Source organism: Brevibacterium renqingii (assembly GCF_017808095.1).
GTDB lineage: Bacteria > Actinomycetota > Actinomycetes > Actinomycetales > Brevibacteriaceae > Brevibacterium > Brevibacterium renqingii.
In genome coordinates this window covers 71,675-90,765 of the sequence record NZ_JADBHG010000003.1, presented here as the reverse complement: position 1 = coordinate 90,765, position 19,091 = coordinate 71,675, and the positions used below count along the sequence as shown (strand labels likewise).

The following is a 19,091-nucleotide window of genomic DNA, read 5'->3' as shown; positions in this document are numbered from 1 at the left end:
CGGGGACGGCCGGTCGTGCCTGTCACTGGGGCGTCCGCGGGGTGCGCACATGACGGAGGTCCGGGGACTCGCAGGAGTCCCCGGACCTCGGTCGTCGCCGGTATCGGATCAGAGCTTGTGATTCGACGATCCGCCCAGCGGGTTGTTTCCGTCGAGGGTCTCCGGAGCCAGGCTCGTGGAGTTCTCGAGGTCACGCAGCTGATCGTTGAGGTAGCTCTTGAGACGGGTGCGGTACTGGCGCTCGAAGTTCGAGAGCTGATCGATCGACCGTTCGAGCGTCGACTTCTGCGATTCGAGAGTCGACAGGGTCTCGTCCCGCTTGGACTCGGCCTTGCCGACGATGTCGGCAGCTTCCTGCTCGGCGCCCTTGATGAGTTCGTCGCGCTTGCGCTCACCTTCGGCCACGTGCTCGTCGTGGACGCGCTGAGCCAGAGCGATGAGACCATGAGCGTCCCCGTCGCCGCCGGCTGCACCGAGTCCGACGCCTGCTGCGCCACCGGCAGCTCCCGCGGCCATGGCAGGCGCGGCAGAGCTCGAAGCGGGGCCCTCCTGCGGAGCCGGAGCGGCTTCCTTGACCACCGGAGCGGAGGCCTGAGTGTCGTCGACCGGTGCCGGAGCGGCAGGTTCCTGTGTTTCCGTCACCGCCGGAGCCTCGGCCTGCTCCTCGGGAGCGGGCACGGCGGCCGGCATCGCCTGAGTAGCGTCGGCGTCCTCCGCCGGTGCGGCGGAAGCACCGCCGGCTTCGAGTTCCTTCACACGCTGTTCGGCGGTGGAGAGCTTCTGACGCAGCTCGTCGTTCTCCTGGTAGAGACGGCGGATCTCAACGACGACCTCGTCGAGGAAATCGTCGACTTCGTCCTGGTCGTACCCGTCGCGGAACTTCACATGCTGGAACCGCTTGTTTACTACGTCTTCAGGCGTGAGCGCCATGAGGTCACCTTCGGTCGATCTACAATCATTACGCTGCCGCCCGGAAGGACGGCTTCAACGTCACATTAGCGTAACACCTGCAGTTCTGTCCCGCAGTAATGGCGTGTCACGCATTCGATAACGATATTTTCCATCCTGAGGCTAACAAGCCGCGGACCCCGACAGCCAATTCCGTGACTGCATTCACCCGTCTGCACCCCTGATATTCACCGAACTGCCGCTCTGGCAGGCCTCCGCCGACCCTGGTGGAGACTCACCACGGCATCGACGCCACGGGAAGTACGACCGGGTGCGTGCCTCAGGCCGAGGCGTGGGAGAGGTTGAAGAACACCGACGCGATGATCTGGATGCCGATGAGCAGGACGATGAACCCGAGGTCGAGCGACACCTGGCCCAGGCGCAGCGGCGGGATCACCTTGCGCAGCAGCTTCAGCGGCGGATCGGTGAGCGTATACACGATCTCCGCGAGAACGAGGAAGAAACCGGCCGGCTTCCAGTCGCGCGAGAAGACTTGGACGAGGTCGAGGACGACGCGGGCCAGGAGTACGTAGACATAGAGGCTCAGCGCCGTGCCGAGGATGTAGAAGATGATGGCCACGTGGTTCCCCCGCGCCTTTCGTTGCTGCTTGAGTGTCGACGCCCCAGCCTAACGGCTCGAGCTGAGGAGGAGTTGAGAGGAATTCCCGACTCGTTCAGCTCTGGTTGAAGAAGCTGGCCTGCGTGTCCGAGTCGGCCTCGTTCTCGCCCGAGACCTCGATGTTCTCGGGAGTGAGCAGGAAGACCTTGTTCGTCACGCGTTCGATCGAACCGTGCAGACCGAAGATCAGACCAGCGGAGAAGTCGACGAGGCGCTTCGAGTTGTTCTCGTCCATCTCCGAGAGGTTCATGATCACCGGAGTGCCCTCACGGAAGGCGGAGCCGATGACCATGGCGTCATTGTAGCTGCGGGGGTGGATGGTCCTGATGCGATTCATTGAGGTTCCTGGAGCCGGGGTGTCTACGGGACGAATCGGTGACGGGTGGATCGGCGTCACCGGGGCCGGCGACCGATCCTCTGCCGGTTCGGGCTCTTCATACTGTTCGACCTCGTCATAGGGCTCGACGACCTCACGCTCACGATAGGTGGGTTCGCGACGGTCGGTACGGTCGACGGTCTCGTCCTCCTCTTCGACGAAACCCAGGTATTCCAGCGTCTTCTTGATTGCTGACATGTCTTAGCTCCTCGGCCTTCGGCACTTGCTCACCTGTCGCCCAAACTATCGCACGCGAGTGTGCGGGCGGGTGAGTCCTATGGGTGTGTCGTGGTCTTTTCTTCCTGCAGCCAGATGATGCCGGCGAACCGACCCGTTCTGCGCTGCCTGCGGTAGGAGAACAGATCCTCGGATTCCTTCGTGCAGGTCCGTGAGAAGTGATCGATGATCACTCCCTCGCGGCTCAGCTGTTCGGCGACGGCGCCGGCGACGTCGAGCGCGGGCGTGCCCGACACCGACACCGAGGCGGCCGTCGGTTCGATCGCCGCGATTTCGCTGCGCAGCTCGGCGGAGACTTCGTAGCAGCGCGGGCAGACCGAGGGCCCGATCACCGCATGGAGCTTCTCCGCCCCGGCCTGTCGCATCTGGGCGATGGTGCCCTGGACGACGCCGGCCGCCATGCCCTGCCTGCCCGCGTGGACGGCGGCGATGATCCCGGCCTCGGGGTCGGCGAGCATGACGGGAGTGCAGTCGGCGACCATGATCGTGAGACCGATACCCGACAGCCGCGTCATCTGTGCATCGGCTTCGACGGGGAGCGGAGGCAGTTCGGTCTCGTCGTCGATCGTTCTCACTGCGGTGCCGTGGACCTGGGACACGAAGGCCAGCCGCTCCCCGCTCAGGCTCAGGACCTGAGCGAGGGATGCACGGTTGGCCGCAACGAGTTCGTCATCGTCGCCGACATGGCGGGCGAGGTTGAACGAGGCGAAGTCCCCGCTCGAGTACCCGCCGTGTCGATCCGTGAAGGCGACGTGGGCGGTCCGCCTGCCGGGGATGACGAACCTCGAGCGCAGCATATTACTTGAGGAAGTCCGGGATATCGAGGTCGCTGTCGAAGTTCGAGGTGCTGCGCTCGTTCGGCAGTGTCGCCGGAATCTGATGCTCCTCGCTGCGGCGCGGGGCCGCGGACTCGCTGGCTTCGGCGTCCTCGGTCTCGGACTCCGAGGCCATGGCGGGTTCGATCTCGGGTTCCCTCTCGCTCGCCGCGGCGGGGACCGCTGCCGGGATCGGCTCGACTCCGGCCGTCTCTGCATTCGGCGAGATGTTGTCGAAGCCGGCGGCGATGACGGTCACGCGGCATTCGTCGCCGATGTTGTCGTCGATGACGGCGCCGAAGATGATGTTCGCCTCGGGGTGGGCGGCTTCCTGGACGAGACGGGCCGCCTCGTTGACCTCGAACAGGCCGAGGTCGCCGCCGCCGGTGATGCAGAAGAGGACACCGTGGGCGCCGTCGATGCTGGCTTCCAGCAGCGGTGAGGCGATGGCCGACTCCGCCGCCTGCACGGCGCGGTCGTCGCCGGTGGCGGCGCCGATGCCCATGAGCGCGGTGCCCGCGTCCTGCATGACCGACTTGACGTCGGCGAAGTCGAGGTTGATCAGGCCGGGCACCGAGATGAGGTCCGTGATGCCCTGCACACCGGAGCGCAGCACCTCGTCGGCCGAGCGGAAGGCCTCGACGACGGAGACGCTGCGGTCGGAGATCGAGAGCAGTCGGTCATTGGGGATGACGATGAGGGTGTCGACCTCTTCGCGCAGGGCGGCGATGCCGGCTTCGGCCTGCGCGGAGCGGCGTCGTCCTTCGAAGGTGAACGGGCGGGTGACGACACCGATGGTCAGAGCGCCGAGCGACCGGGCGACACGGGCGACCACGGGGGCTGCACCGGTTCCGGTCCCGCCGCCCTCACCTGCGGTGACGAAGACCATATCGGCGCCTTCGAGGGCGTCGCGGATGGCCTCTTCCGAAGAGTCCGCGGCTTTGCGACCGATCTCGGGATCGGCTCCGGCGCCGAGTCCGCGGGTCTGGTCGCGACCGATCTCGAGCTTGACATCGGCGTCGGAGAGGACCAGCGCCTGGGCGTCGGTGTTGATTGCGATGAACTCCACGCCGCGCAGGCCGACGTCGATCATCCTCTGAACAGCGTTGACACCGCCGCCGCCGGTTCCGGCAACCTTGATATCCGCTCCGGATTGTGGGAATTCAGCCAAGTCGGTTCCTCGTCTCAAGCGCTTCAGCCACGCAAGGTCTGCGTGCGCATTCGGTCTGTGTTCTCTGCCTTGAGGCTATTGGGCCACGCAACAGCACTGCAACCATTCTCCCCGGAGTGTCGGACTTCGGCCAAACTTCAGACTCGGTGTGTCGGAGCCAAACGCGGGCATTCGGCGGCGACGGGCGCGGAGGAGGGCGCGGACCCTGCTCGCCGACTCAGTTCGTCACGGGCACCGACGGCACGGACACGTCGATCTCCGTGCGCCCGGCTGCGGCGAGCTGAGCCGCTGTCCGCACCTTGAGGCTCGGGTCGCTCGCGTCCCCGAACACGACCGTGGCCTGGTGCTTGCCCGTGTCGAGTCGGCCCTGCAGGCTCATCGGATCCTTCGCCTCGATCGTCGTCAGCTGCTTGCGCAGTTCGGGGCGCAGACTGCCCATGAAGCGGACCACCGCGGCCACGGTCTCCCGGTCGGGCTCTCCGCCCGAGCCGCCGAGCACGGTCAAGTTCTTCGGCGCCTTGTCGACCACGCCGAGATCGACAGCGTGGGCGTCATAGAGCCGGTAGCCGGCAGAGCCGTCGATCGCGAGCACGGGAGTCCGGTCGGTGATCTCGATCTTCAGTGTCCGCGGGCCGGAGTAGTGGACGGCGGCCTCGGCGGCTTTCGGGAACTCCTCGAGGACGGACTCCTCGACCGTGCCCGGCCGGACCTGCGGCAGCGGGGTCCCGCGCTCGGAGTCGAGGACGAAGCTGCTCACCTTGTCGTGGTCGACGAGTTCGCCTCCGGTCACGGTCACCTTCTGCAGTGCCAGCAGCGGTGAGAACCAGGCGACGGGCGCGAGTGCGATGAGGGCCGCGACGATGCCGAGCCCGATGAGCCGGGGGCGCCACAGCTGCCTCCGGCGGGCGCGGATGACTCCGGTGAGGTCGGCGGTGGAGTCGTCGCCGGTGCGGGCTGGGGGAAGCGGCGCCATCGCTCTCAGCGCTCCAGTGCGCTCAGCAGCTCGGGTCCGAGGATCGTCACGTCCCCGGCTCCGAGCGTGAGCACGAGGTCACCGGGTCGAACGCGTTCGGCGACGAACGGGACGGCCTCGGCGAAGGACTCTTCGAAGGTGACATGATCGTGCGGGACTCGGTCGGCGATGAGTGCTCCGGTGACTCCGGGCACCGGGTCCTCGCGGGCCGGGAAGACGTCGAGGACGACGACCTCGTCGGCCAGCCCCAGTGCCTGCCCGAATTCCTCCCGGAACTCCATCGTCCGCGAATACAGGTGGGGTTGGAAGATCGCCCACACGCGCCCCTGATCGGTGACCATTCCGCGTGCGGCGCCCAGCACGGCCCGCAGCTCGGTCGGGTGGTGGGCGTAGTCGTCGATGACGCGCACGCCGGCGGCGATGCCGCGCTCCTCGAACCGGCGCCGTGTGCCCCCGTAGCCGGACAGTCCCTGGGCGGCGCGTTCGACATCGGCGCCGAGGCTGTGCGCGACGGCGATCGAGGCGGTGGCATTGAGCGCATTGTGCAGCCCCGGCTGCCGCAGCTCGACCTGCAGCGGCTCATCGCGGCCGGGCAGGTCGAGGACGAAGCGCGAGCCGACGCCGGAGTCGAGGTCGCGCAGGACGATATCGGCGTCGGGGCCGGTGCCGTAGAGAACGACCTCGGCGCCTTGGGAGCGGGCGTGCGCGGCCACGTCGTGGGAGCCGGGATCGTCGGCGCAGGCGATGATCGTGCCGCCGCGGGACTGGATGCCGCTGCAGAATTCGATGAACGCCTCGCGCACCTTCTCGGGTGTGCCGTAGTGGTCGAGGTGATCGGCCTCGACGTTCGTCAGTATTCCGACTGCCGGTTCGTAGAGGAGGAAGGAGCCGTCGGACTCGTCCGCCTCGGCGACGAAGACGTCACCGGTGCCCGAATGCGCATTCGTGCCCGTCGTCGACAGCACTCCCCCGATGACGAAGGAAGGGTCGAGGCCGCAGGCCTGCAGGGCCACGGTGGCCATCGAGGTGGTCGTGGTCTTGCCGTGCGTGCCGGCCACTGCCACGGCTCGGCGGTCGACCATGAGCGAGGCCAGCGCTCCCGAACGGTGGAGGATGCGCAGTCCGCGACGCTGCGCCTCGACGAGCTCGGGGTTGTCCTTGCGGATGGCCGAGGAGATGACGAGGGTGTCGGCATCGCCGAGGTTGTCGGCAGAGTGTCCGATCGTGACCCTGGCGCCCAAGGTCCTGAGCACCTCGACGGCGGAGGACTCCTTCGCGTCCGAGCCCGAGACCGTGACTCCGTTCATCACCATGATCCGGGCGATTCCGGACATGCCCGAACCGCCGATGCCGATGAAGTGGACGGTGCCGAGTTCGCCTACGGGGACGATGTTCGCAGCGGTCATGTTCAGCCTTCCAGCGCGCGAGTGACGATTGCGGCCATTCTGGCCGCGGCGTCGGTGGGATAGTTCAGGGCGAGGGCGGCGCGGCTCATCTGCCCCAGCCGCGCCCGGTCGGTGACGAGCGGCAGGATCGTCTCCTCGACGGTGGTCCGGGAGAAGTCGGAGTTGTCGACCATGAGCGAGGCGCCGGCTCGGACGCTTCCTGCCGCATTCAGCCGCTGTTCGCCGTTGCCGATGGCCAGGGGCACATAGACTGCCGGGACGCCCGCGACAGTGGCCTCGGAGACCGTGGCCGCTCCCGAGCGGGCGACGAGCAGATCGGCCACGGCATAGGCCCGGTGCATGCCGTCGACATAGTCGACGACGTGGTAGTCCGGCAGCTCCCGGGTGGCTTCACGCAGGGCCTCGCCCTTGCCGGCGCCGGTGATGTGGAGGACCTGCACTCCCTTCTCCTGACAGCGGGCTGCGGAGTCGAGGAAGGCCTCGTTGATCTTCTGGGCGCCCGAGGACCCGCCGGTGACGACGAGGACCGGGCGGTCATCGCGCAGACCGAGGTCGGCTCGGAAGTCCGCCCGCTGTGCTTCGTCGCCGCGATCGAGTCCGGTGATCTCACTCGGCATGGGCATGCCGACGAGGGTGGAGCCGCGCAGCTTCGTATCGGGGAAGGTGATGCCGACCCGCCCGTCCGTGGTGAGCATCGCGCCGAGGCGGTTGGCCATTCCCGGCTTCGCGTTCGCTTCGTGGACGATGAGCGGGATCTTCGCCTGTCTGGCGGCGAGGAACGCCGGCGGGCAGACATAGCCCCCGACGCCGACGACGGCCGCGACGTTCCGGGCGGAGATGATCCTCTTGACCTCGGAGACGTTGGCGGCGAAGCGGCCGGGGAACTTGAGCAGTGCGGGGCTGATCGTCCGAGGCATGGGCACCTTGTCGATGGTGAGCAGTTCGAACCCTGCTCGCGGCACGATTTCGGCTTCGAGGCCGTCGGCGGTGCCGAGCGCCACGATGTCCCAGTCCGGGTGCTTCTCGCGCAGCCGGCGACCGATCGCCAGCATCGGCGAGATATGGCCGGTGGTGCCTCCGCCGGCCAGGAGGATACTCGTCATCTCATTTCCTTCTCTTGCGGGCAAGCACGGCGAACGAGGATCGCAGGCGATCCCGGTGGACGGCGATGGCCGCCTCGGCGCCCGGTTCGCTGCGGGCGAACGACAGCAGCACACCGACGGCCAGCAGCGAGGCGATGATCGACGAACCGCCGTAGGACACGAAGGGCAGGGGCAGCCCGATCACCGGCAGCAGCCCGGTCACGACGCCGATGTTGATGGCGGCCTGTCCGATGAGCAGGGCGAAGTAGCCGGCGGTGGCGACCTGGACCATGAGGTTCTGCGATCGCATGACCACACGGATCATCCCGTAGCCGAGAACGCCGAAGACGAAGACGACGATGAGGCTGCCGATGAGGCCGAGCTCTTCGCCGATGATCGCGAAGATGAAGTCGTTGTGGGCTTCGGGAAGCCAGGACCATTTCTCCCGGCTGGCGCCGAGTCCGACTCCGAGCCAGCCGCCGGAGGCCAAGGAGAACAGTCCGTGGTTGGACTGCCAGGCCTGCCCCATGGTGTCGGCCGCGGACTGGTCGGCATGACCGGTGAGCATGGCCTGGATGCGCTTGAGCCGGTTCTCGGAGCTGAGGACGAAGAACACGACGGCGGCGGTCAGGATGCTGCCCAGCAGAAAGAAGTACTTAGTCGGGAAGCCGCCGATGAACAGGCAGACGACGGCCATGGCCATGAGGACGAGGCCGGTGCCGAGGTCATTGCCGCCGACGACGAGCCCGACGGCGACGAGCACACCGGGCACGACAGGGATCATGGCGTGGCCGAAGGTCGTCATCTTGCCGAACTTCTGGGCGAGGATGAGGCCGAGCCACAGGGCCAGGGCGACCTTGAGGAATTCGGAGGGCTGGATCTGGAAGCCGCCGAAGCCGATCCAGTTCGCATTGCCCTTGGTGGACTTCCCGAAACCGGGAACGAAGACGCAGGCCTGCAGGACGATGCCGCCGAGCATCGCCCACCATGCGATGCTCCGCCACACGACCAGCGGCATGAGGCTGGCCGCGAACATGAGCGCGATGCCGACCCCGGCGAACATCGCCTGCTTGTTGAAGTAGGCGAAGGAGGAGCCCTCTCCTCCGTCGTAGGAGGTGATCGAGGATGCCGAGAGCACCATGACCAGTCCCAGGCCGGTCAGTGCGAGCACCGAGACGAGGATGAGGTAGTAGGTCGTCAGCGGATAGGCGGAGACACGGGCGAAGTCCTCCCGCAGAGTCGTCCAGGCGTGCCTGAGGACCGAGGCGTTCCTCGCGCCTCGCTCCTTCGCAGCGGTCGGTCTGCTCGCAGCGGGCTTCTTCCCGGCGGGCTTCTTCGCGCCCGGCTTCGTGGCCGTGGTCGTCTTCGTGGCCGTGGCCGTCTTCGTGGCCGTGGCCGTGGCCGTCTTCGTGGCCGTGGTCGTCGCGGCGGCAGATCCGCGGGAGGCAGCCGTCTTCGCTCCGGCCGTCTTCGTCGCACCGGGCGCAGAAGTCGCCTTGGACTTCTTCGCTGTCTTCCGGCGGCGGCGTTCATCCGCCTTCGCGGTGGTCTGCCGGCCCATCTCAGCGCCCCAGGCGGTTGTGGACGGCCTCGGCGAACAGCTCGCCGCGCGTGTTGTAGTTGAGGAACTGGTCCATGCTCGCCGCCGCCGGGGCCAGCAGCACGGTGTCGCCGGCCTCGGCGCAGTCAGCGGCCGCGGCCACGGCGGCTGCGGCCACGGCCTCGCCGCGGCGCTTGGGGACGCCGGAGTCGACGGCCAGGGCCGGTTCGATCCGGATCACCTCGAGGTCGGGCACGGTCGCGGCGATCGCCTCACGGAAAGCCGAATCGTCTGCGCCGATGAGCACCAGTGCCTTGATCCGATCGCCGTGGTCGTTGAACAGCGAGGTGAAGTCGGCTCCCTTGGGCAGTCCGCCGGCGATCCAGATGATCCTGTCGAAGCTGGCCAGGGATGCATCGGCGGCATGAGTGTTCGTCGCCTTCGAGTCATCCACCCAGCGGATCCCGTCGGCCTCGGCCACGGTGACCATGCGATGGGCGCCGAGCGAATGCTTGCGCAGTCCCGCGGAGATCGCCTGGCCCGGCACGTCGATGGCCCGGGCGAGGCAGGCCGCGGCCAGAGCGTTGGCCACCTGATGGACGGCGGGTTCGCTGCCCTCGACGCCCGTGGCGATCGCGACGTCGGAGACGGCGGCGAGCTCCGCGGCCGAGGAGTAGCGCTGCGGGATGAATGCCCGATCGACGAGCAGGTCCTCGACGACGCCGAGTTCGCCGGGACGGGGCACCCCGGTGGTGAAGCCGATGGCCTTGGCTCCCTCGATGACGTCGGCATCCTCGACCATATGCAGGGTCGCCTCATCGGCGCAGTTGTAGACGCAGGCGAGTTTGGCGTTGTGATAGATCTTCGCCTTGTCGGCAGCATAGGCCTCGGCGCTGCCGTGCCAGTCGAGATGGTCGGGGGCGATGTTGAGCACGGCCGCGGCGTCGGCGCTCATCGACTCCTGCCAGTGCAGCTGGAAGCTCGAGAGCTCGATCGCGAGCACCTCGAGTCCGGGTTCGAGCACGGCTTCGAGCAGAGGGGTGCCGATGTTGCCGCAGGCCTTGGCGTTGAGCCCGGCCGCGATCAGCATCGATTCGAGCATCGTCGTGGTCGTCGTCTTGCCGTTGGTGCCGGTGATCGCCAGCCATTTCGCGTCGTTGGTTCCGCGGATCCGCCAGGCGAGTTCGACCTCCCCGATGACCGGGACGCCGGCTGCGGCGGCCGCGGCGAGGACCGGCTGGTCCGGACGCCATCCCGGTGAGGTCACGACGAGGTCGATCCGTCCCTCGGGCAGTGCCTCGACGTGTTCGGGGCCGCGGCGGATGTCGACATCGAAGACCTCGAGGATCTGCGTCTTCTCGCTGACGTCCGAGGTGGCGTCGCCGTCGATGACGATGACATCGGCTCCGCGTTCGCCGAGGTGGACGGCCGCGGGGAAACCCGTGACTCCCAGCCCCGTGACCAGGATGCGCAGGCTGTCCAGGGAGGAGCTCGGCCCGCTGAGCACGGCCGGGATCTCGGCGTCGGTGGGACGGTTCTCAGCCAACTCGGGACACCCATTCGGCATAGAAGAGGCAGATGCCGGCGATGACGAAGAGCGCGGCGATGATCCAGAACCTGACCACGATCGTCACTTCCGCCCAGCCCTTGAGCTCGAAGTGGTGTTGCAGCGGCGCCATCCTGAACACACGTTTGCCGGTGGTCTTGAAGGAAGCGACCTGGATGATCACCGACAGGGTGATGAGGACGAAGAGCCCGCCGAGGACGATGAGGAGCAGTTCGGTGCGCGACATGATCGCCAGCCCCGCGAAGGCTCCGCCGAGCGCCAGTGAGCCGGTATCGCCCATGAAGATCTTCGCGGGCGAGGTGTTGAACCACAGGAAGCCGAAGCAGGCGGCCGCCATGGCTCCGGCGACCATGGCGAGGTCACGGGGGTCGCGCATGTAGTAGCAGGCGTTCGTGGCCTCGGACATGAGGTTGCAGTTCTGGGTCGACTGCCAGGTGCCGATGACGACGTAGGCGGCGAACACGACCACCGAGGCGCCGGCGGCGAGTCCGTCGAGGCCGTCGGTGAGGTTGACCGCGTTCGAGACCGCTGTGACGATGAGGTTCGCCCAGATGACGAACAGGATGAGCCCGAGCAGCGCCGAACCGAAGGCGAGGTCGAGGTTCGTGTCCCGGATGAACGAGATCTTCGTCGAGGCCGGGGTCTCGCCGAAGGAATTCGGGAACTGCAGTGCGAGCACCGCGAACGAGATTCCGACGAAGCCCTGGCCGATGAGTTTGGGCACCGGCCGCAGACCCAGTGACCGCTGCTTCTTGATCTTGATGAAGTCGTCGAGGAAACCGACGACGCCGAGCCCCCCGGCCAGCCACAGCACGAGCAGTCCCGAGGCCGTGGGCACCGAGCCGGTGAACAGGTGCCCGAGGAGGTAGGCGAGCACGGCGGCGCCGATGATGACGACTCCGCCCATGGTCGGGGTGCCGCGCTTCGTGGCGTGCGAGGTCGGACCGTCGTCACGGACGAACTGGCCGTATCCCTGCTTGACGAGCACGCGGATGAACAGCGGAGTGCCGACCAGCGCCAGGATGAGAGCCAGGCAGGCTGCGAGCAGTACGGCGATCATTGGGCCCCCGATACACCGGCGATTTCATCCCCGAGGTAGCGCAGACCGGCGTCTCGCGAGGATTTGAACAGGACGATGTCTCCGGGCGCGAGTTCCGCGCCCAGCAGATCCTTCGCTTCGGCGGCGGTGGCGACCCAGGTCGCCTCGTTGCCCCAGGAGCCTTCGAGGTTCGCGGCGTTGAAGATCGGCTTCGCGCCTTCGCCTACGACGATGGTGCGGGTGATGTTGAGGCGGACCACGAGTTCGCCGATCGCCGAATGCGCGGCCACGGACTCCTCGCCGAGTTCGAGCATCTCGCCGAGCACGGCGAAGGTGCGGCGCGGACGGCTCTCCTCGTCCCCGCGGCCCATCGAGGCCAGGGTCTTCAGAGAGGCGCGCATGGATTCGGGGTTCGCATTGTAGGCGTCGTTGAGCACGGTCACGCCCGAGGGCGAGTCGATGAGCTCCATCCGCCACCGACTGGCAGCCGAGGAGGTCGACAGCGTGGTCACGATCGATTTGGTCCCGACGCCGCAGGCGTGGGCGATGGCGGCCGCGGCCAGGGCGTTGCCGACGTGGTGTTCGCCGATCAGCGCCAGGCGCACCTCCTGCGGTTCCTCCCCGGGCAGGGTCAAGGTGAAGGTCGGATGGCCGGAGGCGTCCGTGGTCATCGCGGTGCTGCGGACCACCGCATCGTCCTCGCCCACCCATTCCGGCAGCGATTCGCGCTGGGAGAACCACAGGGTCTCGACCTCGGGAGCGAGCACCTCGCGCATTCCGGCCACACGGGAGTCATCAGCGTTGAGGATCGCGGTCGAGCCGGCCGTCAGCGATTCGACGAGTTCGGCCTTGGCCCGGGCCGTGTTCTCGATCGAGCCGAACACACCGGAGTGGGCGGTGCCGACGGCGAGCTCGACGGCGATGTCGGGTCGGATCAGGCTCGTCAGGTAAGCGAGGTTGCCGATGGAGCGGGCCCCCATCTCGAGGACGAGGAAGCGAGTGGACTCCCCGGCTCGCAGCGCGGTCAGCGGCACGCCGACTTCGTTGTTGTAGGAGTTCGGCGGCCACACCGTCTCGGCTGCGCCCGCCAGCAGGTCGGCGGCGAGGTCCTTGACGGTGGTCTTGCCCACGGAGCCGGTGATCGCGATGACGGTGAGTTCACCATCGGAGCGCAGGCCCTCGATGCTGTGTTTGGCCAGCTGGCCCAGCGCCTCGGTGGCATCGGCCACGACGACGGTGGGCAGGGCTTCGTCGTCGACGGTGGGGACGGATTCGCCGATGACGAGTGCCGCACCCGCCTCGATGGCGGCCGCGGCGAATTCGATGCCGTCGAAGCTCTCGCCTCGGCGGGCAATGTAGATGTCGCCGGGTCCGACTTCTCTCGAATCGGTCACCACACCGGCGGTCAGAGGGGTCTCGGGGTCGATGCCGTACAACTCACCGTTCAGGGCGGTTGCGATCTCGGCTGCAGTCAGTCGCTTCATATCATCTGTGAACTTTACCTGGTTGTTCGCCGCCCAGCCGCATGGACAGCGCCGAGCGTGTCCTCGCCCGGTCGTCGAAGTCGGTCACGGTGGTGCCGACCGTCTGGCCGGTTTCATGCCCCTTGCCCGCGATGATCACGGTGGATGACGGGTCCGCGAAGGCGATCGCCTCGTCGATGGCGCGCCCCCGATCGGGGACCTCGATGATCTTTTTCACACGCGCGCGTCCATCTGCGATCTCGGCGTCGATGCCTTCCCTGATCGCCGCACGGATCGCGGCAGGATCCTCGGTGCGGGGATTGTCGTCGGTGAGAACGATCACATCCGCCTCGCGCGCCGCCGCCTGTCCCATGCCGAACCGCTTGCCCCGATCGCGGTCACCGCCGGCGCCGAAGACGATGACGAGCTCCTCGCTGTCGGCGTGGAGAGTCGCCAGCGCCTTCGCGATCGCGTCGGGAGTGTGCGAATAGTCGACGATGGCCCGCGGCAGGAGTTCGGGGTGGGACTGTTCGAGCGCGCGCGGGCCGGACACGTCGATGATCTCCATCCGGCCGGGGACCGTGGCCGCGAAGCTTGCGCCGATGGCGTCGATCTCCGCAGGACTGACACCGGATTCGATGAGCATGGCTGCGGCCAGGGCGGTGTTCGTGACGTTGAAGTCGCCCGGCAGCGGCGAGCGGAGCCGGACCGCGGTCGTGTCCTCGCCCGGAGCGCCGAGGTGGAGCGTGAACTCCGCCTGTCCCGGTGTGTGCTCGATGCGCCACTGGCTGCGCTCGTCCCGGCCGAGCGTGCGCACCGGCACCTGCGCGGCCGCGACCATCCGCTCACCCCACTCGTCTTCGACGACGATGACTGCGCGGTCGGAGAAGGTGCGGGTGAACAGCTGTGCCTTGGCCTCGAAGTACTCTTCCATCGTGTTGTGGAAGTCGAGGTGGTCCTGGGACAGGTTGGTGAAGCCGGCGACCGAGAAGCGGGCTCCGTCGACCCGGTGCTGGCTCAGCGCATGCGAGGAGACCTCCATCGAGCAGGTGTCGACTTCGGCAGCCCGCATCTTCTGAAACAGGGCGTGCAGCTCGGGGGCCTCGGGCGTGGTCCGCACGCTCGGCACGGTGTCTCCGGCGATGAGGATGGCCACAGTGCCGATGACGGCGGTGCGATGGCCGAGAGCCGCGAGCATCCCGTCGGCGAGGTAGGTCGTCGTCGTCTTCCCGTTCGTGCCGGTGACGCCGATGAGTTCGGGCACCGAAGTCGTGCCGTAGACGGCGGCCGAGACGAACCCGAGCACCGCGCGCGGTGCTTCGACGATGAGCGCGGACATTTCGGCCAGCCGGGTCCGGTCCTCCTCGCTGCCGGACAGGGCCTCGGTGATGAGGTCCCAGCCGGCGGCGTCGGTGAGGACCGCGTCGACGCCGGAGCGGATGAGCTGGGGGGCGAATTTCGCACCGTGCACGTTCGCTCCCGGCAGCGCAGCGTAGAGCTGACCGGGTGAGACCGCGCGCGAGTCGTGGGAGACTCCCGTGACCTCCGTGTCGGGATCGCCGTGGAGGGTGCCGGGAGCGATCGGCAGCAGCTGTGAAAGACGCATCATTTCCATTCTCGAGCAGGCAGGTCGGGCTTCTCAGTCGACGGGGGGATCTTCAGGTGCCGCATCGCGAAGCCCGCGACATCGGAGAACACGGGGGCTGCGGCCTGTCCACCGTAGTAGCCCTTTCTGGGCCTCTGCAAAGTCACGGAGATCGCCAGCTGCGGGTCCTCGGCCGGCAGCACGCCCACGAAGGAGGCCGTGTAGCCGTCATAGCCTCCGCCCTCGGCGGCGGGTGCCTGTGCCGTACCGGTCTTGCCGGCCACCCGGTAGCCGGAGACCTGGGCGGACTTGCCGGTGCCTTCGGCGACGACGCCCTCGAGCATCCGCAGCGTCTGGTCGGCGGCCTTCTCGCTCACGACCCGCTGCGTCTCTCCCGGAGGGGTCGAGAGGGTCTGGCCGTTCGGTGAGATCATGCCGTCGACCAGCCTGGAGGGCACGTGCACTCCCCCGTTCGCGATGGTCGCGATGACGTCGGTGGTCTGCAGCGCGTTCGCGGCCACACCTTGGCCGAACATCACTGTGTACTTAGTGCGCCCGTCCCAATCCTTGTACGGGTGGAGGATGCCTCCGGTCTCGGCCGGAAAGCCGATGCCCGAGGTGGAGCCGAAGCCGAACTTCTTCATGTATTCGTAGCGCTGGGCCTCGCTGAGCTTCTGGCCGGCGAGGATCGTGCCGGTGTTGGACGACTGCGCGAGGATGCCGGCGAAGGTGAGCTTCTCGTCGGGGTGGTCATGGGAGTCGCGGAACTCCTCGCCGTTCGGCGCCTTCCACTTGTCGGGCACTGTGAATTCCTGCTCCGGGGTGACGAGGCCCTGGTCGAGCAGAGCGGCCGCGGTGACCATCTTCGCAGTCGATCCGGGTTCGAACATATCGGTGAAGATCCGGGAGCCGCGATCGTCCCCGTCGACCTTGCCCGGTGAGTTCGGGTCGACCGTGGGGGCGTCGGCGGCGGTGAGGATCCGACCGGAATCGACCTCCTTGATCACGATCGAGGCGGATTCGGCCTTGTGCTTCTGGCGCTGCTCCTCGATGGCCTGCTGCGCGTAGTACTGCAGGTCCGGGTCGATGGTCGTCTGCAGCCCTTTTCCGTCGACGGCGTCCTTGATGTTGTTGTCGCCGAGCGGGATGATCTCGCCGCGGGCGCCGCGCTCGTACTGCTGCTGTCCGTCGGTGCCGGACAGTTCGTCGTCATAGGCCATCTCGAGGCCAGCCTGAGCGGTGCCGTCGGAGCTGAGGAAGCCGACGAGGTTGCCGGCGACTCCGCCGGCGGGATAGGAGCGCACCGCGTACTCTTCGGCGGAGACGCCGAGGACGTCGAGCTTCTCCACCGCACGCCAGGTCTCGGAGGTCAGCCCTTTGGCCACGGGGTTCCAGCGTTTGTCGCCGACGAGTTTCGGGTAGAGCAGGCCCGGGTCGGTGTTGAGCGGCTTCGCCAGCGCCTCGGCCGCGCCCCAGGCGCCGACGAGCTTGCCGTCGACCTCGTACTGGGCGACGTTCTGCTGATCGACGACGAGCTGATAGCGGGAGACGCTGTCGGCGAGCACGGTGCCGTCGGAGGCCACGATCTGTCCGCGGTCGGCCGGCAGGGTGCGGGTGACGAGGCGATTGGACAGAGCCTTCTCGGCGAGCTTCATCGAGTCCATGCCCTGAATGGACACGAGCCGCACGGAGGTGATGAGGAGGGCGAGGATCGACAGCGCGGCGATGATGCCCATCCGCAGGCGCAGGTTCGGCCCGGTGCCTGTGCGCTTCTTCTTCAGTCGGATCTTGGCTGGGCCCATTGCACTGTCCTTGGTCCTTAGCTCTGTCGGCGAATGGTTCCGCGGGCGATCAGGCCGTTCCCTGTTCCCGGTGAGCTCGAACTACTTCGGGGACTCCTGGCTCGGAGCCGCAACGTCGTTGCTCGGGCTGCCCCCGACGACCGGGAGCTTCTCATCCGATCGTAGATTGGGCCGCAGGTCTTCTCGTGTATCGGCGCGCGGCCCGGGCACGACTGTGGGCTCTTTCTCACCGGAGACGTCGATTCCCGGCGCGTCGATGATCTCGCCGGTCTTCGCATCGAGGAACTCCGGCGATGAGTCGCGGACGAGGCCGAGCTCTTCGGCGGCGACGGCGATGTTCTGCGGGGACTCCCGGTACGAATTGTCCTCGACGAGGCGGTCCTTCTGCTCGGCCAGCGCCTCTTTCTCGGACGTCAGCTGGTCGACTTTGTAGGACGTGTGGGACACGAAGATGTTGAGCAGCAGCACGGCCACGAGGGTGGCCACGAGGATCGCCACGCACATGAGCGAGAATGGCAGGCGCGACTTCGGCAGTTCGAACTTGAGCAGGCGCAGCTTCGGCGTGCTCGGAGCGCCGCCGGTCTCCTCGAGCCGGCGGAAGCGTTCGGTGAAGTGGGTCTGACTCGCGGTCGCCTGGGAATTCCTCACGATCGTGCCTCCCTGATCTTCTGCACGGCCCGCAGGCGGACGCTCGCCGCCCGCGGATTGTTCTCTGCTTCGTCCGAATCGGCCATCTCGGCCCCGCGGATGATCTCGACCAGCCAGGGCTGGTGCTCTTCGGGGACCACCGGAAGGTCCGGCGGCGCCGAGGAGGTGGTGGCTGACCGGAAGGTCTTCTTCACGATCGTGTCCTCGAGCGACTGATAGGACTCGATGACCGCCACTCCCCCGATGTGCAGTGCTTCGAGTGCGGCCGGCAGCGCTGTGCGCAGCACGCCGAGTTCGTCGTTGACCTCGATGCGCAGGGCCTGGAAGGTGCGTTTGGCGGGGTGGGACTTCTTCTTCGTCTGCGGGATCACTCGGCCGAGCATGGCCGCGAGCTGGTCGGAGGTCTTCCACGGGGTGTGCTCGCGGTCGCTGACGATGATCTTCGCGATCTTCCCCGCCAGCTTCTCTTCGCCGTAGTCACGCAGGATGCGGCGCAGCTCGGCCTCGGAGTAGGTGGCGAGCACCTCGGCGGCGGTGAGCTCCTGAGTCCGGTCCATGCGCATGTCCAGCGGCGCGGGCCGGGCGTAGGAGAAACCGCGGTCGTCCTCGTCCAGCTGCAGCGAGGACACGCCGAGGTCGAGCAGGATCGCGCTGATGGAATCGATGCCGAGGTCCTCGAGGATCTCGGGCAGCTCGTCGTCGACGGCGTGGACGATGTCGGTGCGATCGGCGAAGGGCGCCAGTCGCTCGGCGGCGATCTCGATGGCCTGGAGGTCGCGGTCGATGCCGACGAGGTGGACATCGTCGAAAGCGCTGAGGACAGCCTCTGCGTGGCCGCCCATGCCCAGGGTGCCGTCGACGACCACGGGGGTGAGTCCGGCCGCCCGGGCGGCTTCCACGCCGACGCCGATGAGTTCGACCACGCGCTCGAGGAGCACCGGTACGTGCTGAGCTGTCATGCGTGGTTCCTTCGTGCGTGGGTGGTCATGGGGTGCGCTGCTGGAGCCAGAACCTTGTCCGCCGCGGCCCTGGCACCGGGGAAGTGTGTCAGGACGTCCGAGCTTCGGAAACGGGGAAGTTCCCCGAAACTCGAGCGCGGCGGGCAAGGATCAAACCCGAGCAGAATCAGATCACTCCGGGGATCACCTCCTCCTCGCGTTCGGCGAAGGCCTGCTGAGCGCCGACGAGGTAGTCCTCCCAGGTCGGTGCGTCCCAGATCTCGACTCGGTTGCCCATGCCGATCACTGCGACTTCCCGTGTCAGTGATGCGTACTGCCGCAATATGTTCGGGACCGTGATGCGCCCCTGTTTGTCCGGTTGGTCCGCAAATGCCGCCGACAGGAACACACGCTGGTAATCGCGGGCTTCCTTATTCGTCTTCGGCGCGTTCTGGATTCGCTCGTGCTCGGCTTCGAACTCCGTGGTGGGGAACAGGGTGAGGCAGTTCTCCTGGCCACGAGTGAGGACGAGTCCGGGCGACAGCTCCTCGCGGAACTTTGCGGGCAGGATGAGCCGACCCTTGTCATCGAGCTTCTGCATATGAGTGCCCAAGAACATGTCGTCTCACCCCTTTCGAAACCCATCGGCTCCGATAGCAACCACAGTACTCCACTTCCCTCCACGTATTCCAGCGTTTTACCCCATCGGTGTGCAAACTTCCACGTTTTCCCAGGTCAGGTACGTGGAGGAAAGTGGGGATTTTTTCGTGTCGGTGCGTCGCAACGGCTCCTCCGGAACTCCGGACGAGGGTCAATACGGTGGGCGGACACCCTCGACGGGGAAGGGCTGAGGGGGTCGGGATCCGCAAGATGGCGCGGATC

Annotated in this window: 17 protein-coding genes; all 17 read right to left on the bottom strand. The window is 67.2% G+C overall.

Annotated elements, in window-relative coordinates; translation table 11 throughout:
• Positions 1-108: 108 nt before the first annotated feature.
• The 17 genes from IIE29_RS07860 to mraZ all read right to left on the bottom strand — a co-directional run bounded on the left by IIE29_RS07860 (position 109) and on the right by mraZ (position 18,828).
• Entirely contained in the window at positions 109-930 is an 822-nt protein-coding gene (locus IIE29_RS07860; protein WP_209324694.1) for a DivIVA domain-containing protein, read from the bottom strand.
• A 298-nt stretch (positions 931-1,228) separates the two neighbouring features.
• Positions 1,229-1,528, bottom strand: coding sequence for a YggT family protein (locus IIE29_RS07855; protein ID WP_209324693.1), 300 nt, complete (start codon positions 1,526-1,528; stop codon positions 1,229-1,231).
• Between the two features lie 94 nt (positions 1,529-1,622).
• Positions 1,623-2,141, bottom strand: a complete 519-nt coding sequence (locus tag IIE29_RS07850) for a cell division protein SepF (protein ID WP_209324692.1) — start codon at positions 2,139-2,141, stop codon at positions 1,623-1,625.
• Positions 2,142-2,218: 77 nt separating this feature from the next.
• Positions 2,219-2,977: a peptidoglycan editing factor PgeF gene (pgeF, locus tag IIE29_RS07845; RefSeq protein ID WP_209324691.1), complete on the bottom strand. Its 759-nt coding sequence runs from the start codon at positions 2,975-2,977 to the stop codon at positions 2,219-2,221.
• Between the two features lies 1 nt (position 2,978).
• Positions 2,979-4,166 carry a cell division protein FtsZ gene (gene ftsZ / locus IIE29_RS07840; RefSeq protein ID WP_209324690.1) on the bottom strand — a complete coding sequence of 396 codons (1,188 nt, stop codon included), beginning with the start codon at positions 4,164-4,166 and terminating at the stop codon, positions 2,979-2,981.
• 217 nt (positions 4,167-4,383) lie between these two features.
• The gene (locus IIE29_RS07835; protein ID WP_209324689.1) at positions 4,384-5,139 is read right to left on the bottom strand and encodes a cell division protein FtsQ/DivIB; all 756 of its coding nucleotides are present in this window, start codon (positions 5,137-5,139) and stop codon (positions 4,384-4,386) included.
• 5 nt (positions 5,140-5,144) lie between these two features.
• A complete protein-coding gene (gene murC, locus IIE29_RS07830; protein ID WP_209324688.1) occupies positions 5,145-6,545 on the bottom strand; it encodes a UDP-N-acetylmuramate--L-alanine ligase in 1,401 nt (466 codons plus the stop codon).
• Between the two features lie 2 nt (positions 6,546-6,547).
• Complete coding sequence (locus tag IIE29_RS07825; RefSeq protein WP_209324687.1) at positions 6,548-7,648, bottom strand: UDP-N-acetylglucosamine--N-acetylmuramyl-(pentapeptide) pyrophosphoryl-undecaprenol N-acetylglucosamine transferase; 1,101 nt, start codon at positions 7,646-7,648, stop codon at positions 6,548-6,550.
• Between the two features lies 1 nt (position 7,649).
• A complete protein-coding gene (ftsW, locus tag IIE29_RS07820) occupies positions 7,650-9,188 on the bottom strand; it encodes a putative lipid II flippase FtsW (RefSeq protein WP_209324686.1) in 1,539 nt (512 codons plus the stop codon).
• Position 9,189: 1 nt separating this feature from the next.
• Positions 9,190-10,734: a UDP-N-acetylmuramoyl-L-alanine--D-glutamate ligase gene (gene murD / locus IIE29_RS07815; protein ID WP_209324685.1), complete on the bottom strand. Its 1,545-nt coding sequence runs from the start codon at positions 10,732-10,734 to the stop codon at positions 9,190-9,192.
• On the bottom strand, positions 10,706-11,794 hold the full coding sequence (gene mraY, locus IIE29_RS07810) for a phospho-N-acetylmuramoyl-pentapeptide-transferase (protein WP_209324684.1): 1,089 nt from the start codon (positions 11,792-11,794) through the stop codon (positions 10,706-10,708). Before mraY ends, murD begins: the two co-directional genes overlap by 29 nt.
• Entirely contained in the window at positions 11,791-13,257 is a 1,467-nt protein-coding gene (locus tag IIE29_RS07805; RefSeq protein ID WP_209324683.1) for a UDP-N-acetylmuramoyl-tripeptide--D-alanyl-D-alanine ligase, read from the bottom strand. Before IIE29_RS07805 ends, mraY begins: the two co-directional genes overlap by 4 nt.
• Position 13,258: 1 nt before the next feature.
• The gene (locus IIE29_RS07800; protein WP_246475823.1) at positions 13,259-14,842 is read right to left on the bottom strand and encodes a UDP-N-acetylmuramoyl-L-alanyl-D-glutamate--2,6-diaminopimelate ligase; all 1,584 of its coding nucleotides are present in this window, start codon (positions 14,840-14,842) and stop codon (positions 13,259-13,261) included.
• Positions 14,842-16,623, bottom strand: a complete 1,782-nt coding sequence (locus IIE29_RS07795) for a peptidoglycan D,D-transpeptidase FtsI family protein (protein ID WP_246475822.1) — start codon at positions 16,621-16,623, stop codon at positions 14,842-14,844. Before IIE29_RS07795 ends, IIE29_RS07800 begins: the two co-directional genes overlap by 1 nt.
• An 81-nt stretch (positions 16,624-16,704) precedes the next feature.
• Positions 16,705-17,271 carry a cell division protein FtsL gene (ftsL, locus tag IIE29_RS07790; protein WP_209324681.1) on the bottom strand — a complete coding sequence of 189 codons (567 nt, stop codon included), beginning with the start codon at positions 17,269-17,271 and terminating at the stop codon, positions 16,705-16,707.
• On the bottom strand, positions 17,268-18,230 hold the full coding sequence (gene rsmH / locus IIE29_RS07785) for a 16S rRNA (cytosine(1402)-N(4))-methyltransferase RsmH (protein ID WP_209324680.1): 963 nt from the start codon (positions 18,228-18,230) through the stop codon (positions 17,268-17,270). The genes ftsL and rsmH overlap by 4 nt, the downstream gene beginning before the upstream one ends.
• 166 nt (positions 18,231-18,396) lie before the next feature.
• Positions 18,397-18,828 carry a division/cell wall cluster transcriptional repressor MraZ gene (gene mraZ, locus IIE29_RS07780; RefSeq protein ID WP_135809778.1) on the bottom strand — a complete coding sequence of 144 codons (432 nt, stop codon included), beginning with the start codon at positions 18,826-18,828 and terminating at the stop codon, positions 18,397-18,399.
• Between the last annotated feature and the right edge of the window lie 263 nt (positions 18,829-19,091).